We start from the raw sequence: 11,312 nt of genomic DNA on the forward strand, positions 1-11,312 counted from the left end.
AGGTGATTTTGAAAATATCGAAAATGGACTTCTGGTTTCTGTAAAAGATAAAACTATAAAAGTTACTTCGGCAAAAGAAACTATCAAAGAAGTTACGATTTTTGATATCAACGGAAAACTACTTTATAACAAAAAGAAAGTTGGATCTACAGAGTTACAAATTTCAAACCTGCAGGCAGCCAATCAGGTTTTATTGGTAAAAGTTACACTGGAGAATGATTATGTTGTAACGAAAAAAATAGTATTTCAATAAATAACAAACCAGTAATATAAAAAAATCCATTCGCCGCGGCGAATGGATTTTTTATTTATAATCACTTCCAAATATTACATTATCTCTTTTCAATCAGAATACTTACTGCATTTCCTCCAAAACCAACTGCATTAATTAAAACCTTTTTAATTGATTTGGCCTGAGTTTGCTTTTCTCCAAATGGTACTCCAACAAATATATCATGCTGCATCATCAAAAGAGCTAATTCTAAACTCAATATTCCGGAAGCTCCAAACGTATGCCCAATTTTCCATTTGTTTGTAGTCAACAAAGGCAGTTTTGATCCGAATACTTTTTCGATGGCACGTAATTCTGTTAAATCTCCTTTTATGGTTCCGGGAGCATGCATTACAATAACATCAATATCTTGTAAATTTTCATTTTTTAATGCCATTTTCATCGATTTTTGAAAACAGTCTGCTTCTGCAGAAATAGAAATATTATGTTCAAGAATTTCTGTTGCATAACCAACACCTGTAATATATGCGATAGCATTGTCTTTTTCTCCAGCTTCTAAACAACACACTGCTGAGCCTTCACCCAAAATCATAGTGTTTTGCGTTTTCTCAAAATCAAAAGCCAGATTTGGCCAAGCTTCTTCTTCTTGATTAATGCGTGAGTAGATTTTCAACGCTCTCATTTGGGCAATTGTAAAATCGGTTAAAGGTGCTTCACTCCCTCCTACTAAAAACTTATCGGCCATTCCGGATCTTAACCAGGCTACTCCATTTAACAATGCATGAAGTGCTGTTGAACAAGTTATCGAATGTGAAATTTCAGGACCAACACTTTGTAAATCATGCGCAATCCAGGACGAAATATTCCCTAAAGTGGTTGTCGGAGAAGCTAAGGTTTGTGCTTTCCCGGTATCTATGTATTCCTTATAATGCTTTTCAAATAAATCAGTAGCACCACGAGATGAGCCAATATTTATTCCAAAGATATCATCTGAACTCCAGCCTGCTTGCTCAACTGCTTTTCGAGAAGCTGCTAAAGCAAATAAAACTGAATCATCTAAAAATTTATATTTAGGATCTGATTCCCTAATCTCAGCAACAATCTGTTTTGATTCAGCACTTAAAGCCGCAACCGAAGTTTTCTGCTGATCCAGGAATTGTTGTGAAAAACAATGTTGGTTATTGAGATATTTTTGCCAAACTTCATCCACATTATTCCCTAAAGGGGAAATAGAAGAAAAAGCTGTTATGGAGATTTTTTGTGTATTCAAAATAATGTTTTTATGCTGGTTGTTTTTTTAACCGCAAAGATCGCAAAGGATTACGCAAAGGTCGCAAAAGTTTCTAAAATGCGGGAATTAATTGTGTGTAAAGTTCTCAAAGCTTCGAAAAAATGGACCATGGATGACGCGTATTAAACGCATTTACACAGATTTCAAATTATTAATCTGCGTAAATACGTCAAATACGTGGGCAAAATCATACCATTTCTATGGCTTCTTCAATTGTTTTATATACTTTCTGAAGTTGTTCATCAGTCATTATATACGGTGGTAGAATATAAACTATATTTCCAACCGGTCTTAAAATAACTCCTTTATCGATAAAGAAATTATACAATTTTGTACGCATCGATCCGTAGTAACTTTCTTCAGCATCTGATTTGATTTCAACTGCAAAAATAACTCCTAATGTTCTGGCTGTAATTACTTTTGAATGATTTTCTATTTTTTGCTGAAATGCTAAATGACTTTTATTGATTCTCTTAATATTAGCCTGCATTTCATCGGTTTGCAATAAATCGATACTGGCCAACGCTGCCGCACAACCTGTTGGGTTCGCCGTAAAAGTGTGACCATGAAATAAAGCTTTATTGATATCATCGTCATAAAAAGCATCAAAAACTTCTTGCGTAAATGTTGTAATTGCCATCGGAATTGTGCCTCCGGTTAACGCTTTCGATAAACAAATCATATCCGGATTTTCCGCAACATAATCCATTGCAAAGGTTTTTCCTGTTTTGCCAAAACCCGTCATTACTTCATCAGCAATTGTCAGGACTTTGTTTTCTTTACAAATCTGAATTAGTTTTGCTAAAGCTTCGGGTTCGTGCATAACCATTCCCGCAGCGCCCTGAACTAAAGGCTCAAATATAAATCCGGCGCAATTATGGGTTTGAATTACATTTTTTAAAGCATCAAAGCTCACCTGCTCCTGCCCTTTTACCGGAACCGGAATCCGAACTACATCTATAAACATTCCTTGAAAAGCCTGCGTATAAAATGAAATTCCACTTGCTGCCATTGCCGCAAAAGTATCTCCGTGAAAGGCATTTTCAAACGCAATTATTGTAGTTCGTTTTTGGTTTTTATTGAAGAAATATTGCAAAGCTACTTTAATCGCCACTTCAACAGCGGTTGAACCGTTATCTGAAAAGAAAATCTTTTGCTGATTTTTTGGTAGAATTTCCATCAATCTTTCAGCCACTTTTATCGCGGGTTCATGGGTAAAACCTCCAAATAAAACATGTTCTAAAGTCGTCAATTGTTTGTAAATCGCATCGGCAATAAATTTATTACTGTGTCCAAACGGGTTCACCCACCAGGAGGCGATCGCATCAATATATTCTTTATTGTTTTCATCCCAAAGCAAGGCACCTTCTCCTCTTGAAATGGCAATTGGTGTTTGCGAAGTTTTGTGTTGGGTATAAGGATGCCACAGATATTGGCTGTCTTTTTCTGTTAATGTCATTTTTTTAGAAAATAGAGTATAGAGCATAGAAAAAAGACTAGGCCGCTATCGTTTTGACAAAGATAAGAAAGTCTATTTTCTTTATTCTATATTCTTTGCGCTATAAATTCAGTAGATTTTCTCTGAACAAATCAGCATATTCTCGAATTACATTTTGGTCGAAATACGGTTCTTCATCAATTCTTCCAATACATTTTATTCCGGTTTTAGTGAGAATCAAACTTTCAGTCGATTTGTTTTCGCTTCCGCTAAAGATAATTCCGGCCACTTTAAAACCTCTATTCTGAATCGCTTCAATAGTCAACAAAGTATGATTGATACTTCCTAAATAATGTCTCGAAACCACAATCACTTTGTAGTCTGCCTGAATTAAATCAATAATTGTATCTTTTTCGTTTAATGGAACAAAAATTCCTCCCGCACCTTCAATAACCAAATGATTTTCAGTTTTTGGTTCCTGAATTTGTTTTAAATCAATTGTAACTCCATCAATTTCTGCCGCCAAATGAGGACTTGCAGGTGTATTCAGTTTATATGCATTTGGATAAAATTGAGATTTAGAATTTGAAATTTGAGTCTTTACCTTATGACTATCCGAATTGTCTAAATCTCCCGCCTGAATTGGTTTCCAATAATCGGCTTCTAAAGCTTCAACTACTATTGCAGAAGTCACTGTTTTACCAACATCAGTTGAAATTCCTGTTATAAATATTTTCATAATTAATAGACCGCGGATAACGCGGATTAAACCGATTATTGCGGATTTTTTTATTTTTCAATCTATACAGCTACTTGATAATCTGTGTAAATCCGTAGCATCCGTTTTATCTGTGGGCCGTGATGCAAAAATACCAATAAAAACAACAAACCCATCAATTGCGATGGGTTGTATTTTATTCTTCTTTTAATTCGTCGATTACTTTTTTGATTTCTTTGGCATATTTTCCGTAAAATTTATGAACCCACCACTCCAGGGCAATTCCCATAAAAAGCATACTAAAAACAACAACCGAAACCAATCCTGCCAACTGGTAATTGGTAATATCGCTTGCAAAAAAACCAGGAATTTTAGATAATTGAAAGTAAAAGAAACCTATTAAAAACAGAATTAAAAAAGGTGTTAAGGCGAATCCGAAAGTTTTATACAATTCCATATTCAGTCTTATATCAAAATAAGTTTCATACAAACTGTCCTTTGTCTTTAATTCTATCGCCCCCAATCTCTTATAAAAAAAGTAGAGTTTTACCAGATAATAAATGCTAACAGCTGTAAAAAGACTATAGAGCAAATAAAATAAAACTACCCCCTTCTGAGGAAAATCGAATAATAAAGGAATAAATCCCATCAACACAATTGAAATGATTTGGTAAATAAATTCATTTTTCAAATTGTATTTAATTTTATCGAGTGGCGTATTAGCCGATTGAATTTTTTTTAAATTATTTGGAAGAACCACATTTTCAGTTTGTTCATTTTTCCATGCGTTTTGTATGTCGTTAAAATCCATATCCTTGATTTTTAATAATTTCTTTTAATTTTTCTTTTGCTCTGTTAAGTTTCACCCTCGCATTTCCTTCAGAAATTCCGAGATTATCCCCTATTTCTTTATGCGAAAAACCTTCTAACTGATAGAAAATAATCGCTTTGTCAATTTTTTCCAGTTTCTGAACCGCTTTATAAAAATGATCCAGCTGACTTTCTTTAATATGCGAGTCGCCTTCATCATCTTTAATATTCTCCGAAGCAATTTCATACTTATCAATTTTCCGTTTTTCTTTTCTAAGGAAAACAATCGCTGTATTTACTGCCACGCGATACATCCAGGTCGAAAACTGACTTTCGTTTCGAAAAGTATGATACGATTTCCAAAGCTGACAAACAATCTCCTGAAACAAATCCTGTTGATCGTCATGATTGTCCATGTACATCTTAGAAACTTTGTACAGAATTCCCTTGTGACTTTCTATCCGGTTTAAAAACTCTTGCTCTTTTTCTTTCAAAACAGTTCTAATTCAGTATTGGTTTTACACTATATCCCGATTTTCTCAATAAATTAATTACTCCTTCTTCACCTCCTAAATGTGCCGCACCAACTGCGAAGAAAACACTTTCTTTTTTCATTAGTTCAGGCATGTTTTTTACCCAATTATTATTTCTATTATCAAGCATAATCTTTTTTGTTTTGTCGCTTGTAAATTTCTCATCAGTGGTAATATCATACAAACCCTCAATATTTTCTGATTTGTAAGATGCTACTAATTTAGCCGTTTCTTCAGAAGTTGATTCTGATAGCATAGTAATCATCTCATCATTAGAATAAGCACTGTCAAACATTGCAAATTGGGATTTAACCGTTTCTAATCCTCCAATTATAATATTTCGTTTTTTAGCTTGCTCTATAAATTCCATCTCATAAAGTTTTATATCGGTACAACCAAAAGTCTTCATCGAAATTAAACTCATTACCGTCATTAAACTAAAGCTGTCTACTTGCTGAACGGCCATTCCGGTTGTCTTTTTTAGAATTGCATCTAATTTAGCCAATTGTTCCGGATTTAATTTTTTGCTCAAAGGCTCTTTTCCCATTGCCATTTTTTGCATGTCTGCCATTTCGTTGGGATCAGCAAAATTAATTTCTAAAACTAATTTATTTGAAGCTTCGAATGCTTTTTTTGTTTTTTCCGAAAGAAAATAATCTCCTCCACAAATCATATGAACAGTTCCGTACAGATAGGAAGGTTTCGATAATCCGTTTCCTGATACTTCCCACAAAAGTGAATTTTCAAGTTTTGAAGATTTGGTTTGTGCCTGAATAGATAAACTAAAAACAATTGCGATTGCTGTTACTACTGATTTGAATAAATTTTTCATTTTGTTGATTGATTAAAATTATTGATTGATTTGATGATTAAAACTCCTGTTATTGTTTACTGTCTTTTTCTTTTTTTATTGAAGCAAAAGTTGCTACAAGCAAACAAATAATAATAATAATAAAAAGATGTGGATAAGGCGTACCATACGCATGGTGGTTTACTACTGAATACGTTAGCTGTAATGAGGTTAAAAAAAGCAATACATTACAAATGATTTTTTTTACTGAAGTGATTATAGTTTTCATAATTATTTTGGTTTATTTGATTACGACTCGTAAGTAATCGAATAATCAAAACGTTACAAAAAATTTAATCTTTTTTAAAAAAGTGAGGAAACTCAGCTATTGCACAGAGCTCCGCGAAACAAAAAAACAGAGATTCACAAAAATCTTTGTGGTTCTCTGTTGTACTTTGTGTATCTCTCTGGTATAATTTAAACTCTAAACACGAAATCTCTCAGAAGTTCTAAAACCTGTTTGATTTCTTCTTCGGAATTATAACTATGAATACAAAAACGCAAACGCTCCTGACCTTCCGGAACCGTTGGAGAAAGAATTGGTTTTACATCAAAACCTTTATCTTGTAGTTGTTGTGCTAATTGTTTGACTTTTTCATTTCCGGGAACTATAGCTGATTGTATTGCCGATTTACTTCGGACAAACATCGGCTTTAAACCTAATAAGTTTTTCTGTTGATTAAAAAATACAATGTTTTGACGCAGTTTATCAATATTTTCCTTTTCGATTTCTAAATGTTGATAAGCCACTAAAATGGTGGCAACAGAATGTGGAGACAGTCCTGTTGTATAAATAAAACTTCGGGCGAAGTTTACCAGATATTCTTTAAGTTCGAGACTTCCTAAAACAACTGCGCCGTGACATCCCAAACCTTTTCCAAAAGTCATAATGCGGGCAAAAATTCTTTGATGCAAGTTTAGATATTGTGTCATGCCTTCGCCTTTTTCACCAAAAACGCCAAGAGTGTGGGCTTCATCCACAACCAAATAACAGTTATATTTTTCTGAAAGTGCTACTAGCTCTTCTAAATTTGGACTATCACCGTCCATAGAAAAAACGGTTTCAGTAACTATATAGATATTTGTGTCTGGAAATTTTAAGATAAGATGCTCTAAATCTTCAAAATCATTGTGATTGAATTTGTATGATTTCGCGTTTGACATTACTATTCCGTCACGAATGGAAGCATGACTTAGTTCATCATACAAAATAACATCATTTCGCTGCGGTACAGCGCTAAAAAAACCAACATTGACATCATAACCCGAATTAAAAATCAAAGCCGATTCTGCGTCTTGAAATTCAGCAATAAAAGTTTCTGCTATTTGATACAAAGAATGGTTACCGGAAATTAATCGGGAACCCGTCGCACCATTTTGAATAATCTCATTTTCGATCAAATAATGATGTGCCAATTTGAAAATAGCTTCAGATCTTGAAAAGCCAATATAATCGTTTGAAGAAAAATCGACAAGATTATTAAAACTTGGCAATTGTCTTAACGCATTATTTTGCTTTCGGGTTTCAAGCTTTTGAATAAGATTTTCAGGTAATTTCATAAAAGCAAAGTTATGAAATTGAAAATTAAATTTATAAATAGCATTTCAATTACATAATTATTCTGATTTTTTCCAAATAAAAAAAGCCAAACATTTCTGTCTGGCTTTTTGATTTATTTTAAAATTGTTTTAGTCAACTAAAACAATAATCTTATTGTCTTTCATTTCGATAGTACCTGACGTAATCTCTAATGTATAGGTTTGGTCATTTACTTTCGTGAATTTACTCGCTACCTCTTTTGAAAAATTGAAACTTGAAGCTACAATTTTAATAGTTCCTTTTTCTAGAATAGAAACAATAGGAGCGTGATGATTCAATATTTGAAAGCTTCCATCAACTCCAGGCAATGTAACGGATGTTACTTCTCCTGAAAATAATTTTGCTTCTGGTGATACTATTTCTAAAATCATATTTTTTTAGTTTACAGTCTCAGTTAAAAGTCTCAGTACTGAATACTGCGACTGAATACTGAAAACTAGATTTATGCTTCAGCTAACATTTTTTCTCCAGCTTCGATAGCATCCTGAATAGAACCTTTCAAGTTGAAAGCTGCTTCCGGAAGATGATCTAACTCACCGTCGATAATCATGTTGAATCCTTTGATAGTATCTTTAATGTCAACCAATACTCCAGGAATACCTGTAAATTGCTCCGCTACGTGGAAAGGTTGAGATAAGAAACGTTGAACACGACGTGCTCTTGATACTGATAATTTATCTTCTTCAGATAACTCTTCCATACCCAAAATCGCGATAATATCTTGCAATTGTTTGTATTTTTGAAGAATCTCTTTTACTCTTTGTGCACAGTCGTAGTGTTCAGCTCCTAAAATTTGAGGAGTCAAAATTCTTGAAGTAGAATCTAACGGGTCAACCGCTGGATAAATACCTAACTCAGCAATTTTACGAGACAATACAGTTGTAGCATCTAAGTGAGCAAACGTTGTTGCCGGCGCCGGGTCAGTTAAATCATCCGCAGGAACGTAAACCGCTTGTACAGATGTAATAGATCCTTTGTTTGTAGATGTAATACGTTCTTGCATAGCTCCCATTTCTGTTGCCAAAGTTGGTTGGTATCCTACTGCAGAAGGCATACGACCTAAAAGTGCTGATACTTCAGAACCTGCTTGTGTAAAACGGAAGATATTATCAACGAAAAACAATACGTCTTTACCTTGATCAGTTCCAGCTCCATCACGGAAATACTCAGCGATAGATAATCCTGAAAGTGCCACACGTGCACGAGCTCCAGGAGGCTCATTCATTTGTCCAAAAACGAAAGTAGCTTTAGACTCTCTCATTCCTGGCATATCTACTTTAGATAAATCCCATCCTCCATTTTCCATAGAGTGCATAAAATCATCACCATATTTAATAATTCCTGACTCTAACATCTCACGAAGCAAGTCATTTCCTTCACGTGTTCTTTCACCTACTCCTGCGAATACTGAAAGTCCACCGTGACCTTTTGCAATATTGTTGATCAACTCCTGAATCAATACTGTTTTACCAACACCAGCACCACCAAACAATCCAATTTTACCCCCTTTTGCGTAAGGCTCGATCAAATCGATTACTTTAATACCTGTGAATAAAACTTCAGATGAAGTTGATAAATCTTCGAATCTAGGAGCTTGTCTGTGAATAGACAAACCATTTTCTCCTGTTTTTGGCAAGTTTCCTAAACCATCAATTGCATCTCCAATTACATTGAATAATCGTCCATATACATCTGGACCGATTGGCATTTGGATTGGATTACCAGTTCCAACTACTTCATATCCTCTAGACAAACCGTCTGTAGAGTCCATAGAGATTGTACGAACAGTGTTTTCTCCAATATGAGATTGTACTTCTAGAACTAATAAAGTTCCATCTTTTTTAGTGACTTCTAGTGAATCATAAATTTTTGGAAGTTCAACATCCTTACCGTTGAAAACTACGTCAACTACTGGTCCAATGATTTGAGCAACTTTTCCTATTACTTTTGACATTACTTATGTATTTATTAAATAGCTATTTAGGTTTATCGAAAATACCTCTTTTTTCAGAGCGCAAAGATAATTTTTTAAAATATAAAATCAATTTTTTTTTCATAAAAAATACCATGATTTTGTTTGATTCCTAAAACACAGGCTTCAAATATCTAAAATGGCAATTTTTTATCAAATAAAAAAAGCCACTACATTTTAGAAATGAGTGACTTTCTTACTAAAAAAAATTGGCTTTATTGCATTACTTGCGGAAATTGAATTGGGTATAAAGCCAAATCAACGTGACGCAGTGTAGAACCATATTTCGCATTAATGGCATCTATAAAAATGTTAGCAATTAAACCATAACCTCTTGCACTTGGATGAACTCCATCTAAAGAGAAAGCACCTCCTGTAGCAAATGAAGAAGACATGGTGAAATTCCCAAATCTAATTCCGCCGCTTGCTAATTGTGTCAAAGTTGCTCTTGTATCAACAAAAGCCAAACCTTTTTCTTTTGCAATTGCTTCAATGGTCACATTATAAGCATCTGTCGCTTTTTTAACTTCAGCAGCTTCTGTTGGAATAAGCACATGTTTATCTTGTAACGGATAAGTTATTCCAAATTTATTTAAAGGAGCAGGCGGCATGATTCCTAATCCAGAATTTAAAGCCGTTGGAGCAGTACCAATGTCTGGTCTTGTTGTTAAAACCACCAAATCTGTTGCTTTAGCTTGTCTGGCCTGTCCAAATACAGTACCATAAAAAGCAGCAGTCTGCGCTCCTAATGTTGGAGTAAACGCTGCAGTTAACTGTGCCGATAAATTTGTCAAACTTTCATCTTTTATTAAAAGTGGAAGATTTGTAGCCGTTTCAGACAACAAATTAATTCTGTCTCCCGCGTTAAAAGCAGTTAATGCTTGTTTTAGCGGACCATATAATTGTGCATTCAATGCTTGTATTGTTGCTTTACCTACAGCTTCATTACCTCCTCCAAGTATTTTTGGTGTAAGTGGGTTATACGGAACAGTTGTAAAATAAGGTAACGCCGTAATGTACGGCAAATTCGCCACAACACCTTTTGCGCCTTTAGCAGTAAGTACCGTAACTAAATTATTATATACACTTGCAAATACGGTTGGATCTGTAATATCACTTCCTCCATATGTATTCGGATTCATATTACCCGTCTGATCTTTTCCTGTTCCTCCAGAAGTTGCATATGCCAATACATCATTTCCACCAATAAACAAAGAGAAAAAGGTTGGATTTTGCACAACCGCATCAGCCAAAACCGTAGTTCCCGGAGCACTTGAAAATCTGGCAAAATACGGATTCGCCAGTCCAGCTTCTACACCGGCAACATTTCCATACCCCGCAGCCAGCAAATGAAAACTTTTTGCACCCGGAACACCTAAATTACCAAATGTACCAGTAAGATGTGATGTAACTTCTGTGGTTGGTTTTCCTGGCACATTTACCGGAGTCTGAGTTTCTCCAACAAAATACAAACGCGTCCCTGCAATAACTTTTCCTCCTAAAAGTAATCCACCAATATTATCATTCATATATGGTGTTGCAAAAGCACCTCCTCCGGCTGCGACAAATTGTTGTGCCAAAATATTAGTATAAGCTCCATCCTGCCCTTTTTTAAAGAGCGCATTATCACTATAACCCGCAGCAAAAGAATCTCCAAGAGCAACATATTTAGTAAAAACTGCGGATCCTGGAACTACTGGCACTTCTACAGGCGCATCACTATCATCATTATTACACGCCATAAAGGTTAAAGAAACCAATAAAAGCCATTTTATATTTTTTTTCATGTCATTAAGTTTAAAATTATTACTTCTTCCTATTTTATTTTCTTCGAATAAACAGAAAGAAAACCCTACTTCATCAAATTA

Annotated in this window: 12 protein-coding genes; 1 reads left to right on the forward strand and 11 read right to left on the reverse strand. The window is 34.6% G+C overall.

The window, feature by feature from the left end:
• A partial coding sequence (locus AC6CH4_RS20965) for a DUF8694 domain-containing protein (protein WP_498106431.1) occupies positions 1-253 on the forward strand: 253 nt, incomplete at its 5' end.
• 79 nt (positions 254-332) lie between these two features.
• Here AC6CH4_RS20965 and AC6CH4_RS20970 read toward each other — a convergent pair.
• The 11 genes from AC6CH4_RS20970 to AC6CH4_RS21020 all read right to left on the reverse strand — a co-directional run bounded on the left by AC6CH4_RS20970 (position 333) and on the right by AC6CH4_RS21020 (position 11,231).
• Positions 333-1,502 carry a beta-ketoacyl synthase N-terminal-like domain-containing protein gene (locus tag AC6CH4_RS20970; protein WP_498106433.1) on the reverse strand — a complete coding sequence of 390 codons (1,170 nt, stop codon included), beginning with the start codon at positions 1,500-1,502 and terminating at the stop codon, positions 333-335.
• Between the two features lie 208 nt (positions 1,503-1,710).
• On the reverse strand, positions 1,711-2,982 hold the full coding sequence (bioA, locus tag AC6CH4_RS20975; RefSeq protein ID WP_498106435.1) for an adenosylmethionine--8-amino-7-oxononanoate transaminase: 1,272 nt from the start codon (positions 2,980-2,982) through the stop codon (positions 1,711-1,713).
• Positions 2,983-3,082: 100 nt separating this feature from the next.
• Positions 3,083-3,700, reverse strand: coding sequence for a dethiobiotin synthase (gene bioD, locus AC6CH4_RS20980; protein WP_498106437.1), 618 nt, complete (start codon positions 3,698-3,700; stop codon positions 3,083-3,085).
• Between the two features lie 175 nt (positions 3,701-3,875).
• On the reverse strand, positions 3,876-4,490 hold the full coding sequence (locus tag AC6CH4_RS20985; RefSeq protein ID WP_498106439.1) for a hypothetical protein: 615 nt from the start codon (positions 4,488-4,490) through the stop codon (positions 3,876-3,878).
• Positions 4,480-4,983 (reverse strand): RNA polymerase sigma factor, encoded by a 504-nt coding sequence (locus AC6CH4_RS20990; RefSeq protein WP_498106441.1) that lies wholly within the window; start codon positions 4,981-4,983, stop codon positions 4,480-4,482. The genes AC6CH4_RS20985 and AC6CH4_RS20990 overlap by 11 nt, the downstream gene beginning before the upstream one ends.
• A gap of 7 nt (positions 4,984-4,990) precedes the next feature.
• On the reverse strand, positions 4,991-5,854 hold the full coding sequence (locus tag AC6CH4_RS20995) for a TraB/GumN family protein (protein WP_498106443.1): 864 nt from the start codon (positions 5,852-5,854) through the stop codon (positions 4,991-4,993).
• A gap of 49 nt (positions 5,855-5,903) precedes the next feature.
• A complete protein-coding gene (locus AC6CH4_RS21000; RefSeq protein WP_498106445.1) occupies positions 5,904-6,101 on the reverse strand; it encodes a hypothetical protein in 198 nt (65 codons plus the stop codon).
• 188 nt (positions 6,102-6,289) lie between these two features.
• Positions 6,290-7,432, reverse strand: coding sequence for an aminotransferase class I/II-fold pyridoxal phosphate-dependent enzyme (locus AC6CH4_RS21005; protein ID WP_498106447.1), 1,143 nt, complete (start codon positions 7,430-7,432; stop codon positions 6,290-6,292).
• Between the two features lie 129 nt (positions 7,433-7,561).
• Entirely contained in the window at positions 7,562-7,843 is a 282-nt protein-coding gene (locus AC6CH4_RS21010) for a F0F1 ATP synthase subunit delta/epsilon (RefSeq protein WP_498106449.1), read from the reverse strand.
• Between the two features lie 71 nt (positions 7,844-7,914).
• Entirely contained in the window at positions 7,915-9,426 is a 1,512-nt protein-coding gene (atpD, locus tag AC6CH4_RS21015; RefSeq protein WP_192186694.1) for a F0F1 ATP synthase subunit beta, read from the reverse strand.
• Between the two features lie 233 nt (positions 9,427-9,659).
• On the reverse strand, positions 9,660-11,231 hold the full coding sequence (locus AC6CH4_RS21020) for an SGNH/GDSL hydrolase family protein (RefSeq protein ID WP_498106451.1): 1,572 nt from the start codon (positions 11,229-11,231) through the stop codon (positions 9,660-9,662).
• Positions 11,232-11,312 lie beyond the last annotated feature (81 nt).

It is taken from the genome of Flavobacterium sp. GQ95, assembly GCF_059758655.1.

Bases quoted from the DNA above. Each gene is read 5' to 3' on its own strand.
- bioA (WP_498106435.1), bottom strand. From the start codon at position 2,982: ATGACATTAACAGAAAAAGACAGCCAATATCTGTGGCATCCTTATACC.
- bioD (WP_498106437.1), bottom strand. From the start codon at position 3,700: ATGAAAATATTTATAACAGGAATTTCAACTGATGTTGGTAAAACAGTG.
- atpD (WP_192186694.1), bottom strand. From the start codon at position 9,426: ATGTCAAAAGTAATAGGAAAAGTTGCTCAAATCATTGGACCAGTAGTT.
- AC6CH4_RS20995 (WP_498106443.1), bottom strand. From the start codon at position 5,854: ATGAAAAATTTATTCAAATCAGTAGTAACAGCAATCGCAATTGTTTTT.
- AC6CH4_RS21000 (WP_498106445.1), bottom strand. From the start codon at position 6,101: ATGAAAACTATAATCACTTCAGTAAAAAAAATCATTTGTAATGTATTG.
- AC6CH4_RS21005 (WP_498106447.1), bottom strand. From the start codon at position 7,432: ATGAAATTACCTGAAAATCTTATTCAAAAGCTTGAAACCCGAAAGCAA.
- AC6CH4_RS20985 (WP_498106439.1), bottom strand. From the start codon at position 4,490: ATGGATTTTAACGACATACAAAACGCATGGAAAAATGAACAAACTGAA.
- AC6CH4_RS21020 (WP_498106451.1), bottom strand. From the start codon at position 11,231: ATGAAAAAAAATATAAAATGGCTTTTATTGGTTTCTTTAACCTTTATG.
- AC6CH4_RS21010 (WP_498106449.1), bottom strand. From the start codon at position 7,843: ATGATTTTAGAAATAGTATCACCAGAAGCAAAATTATTTTCAGGAGAA.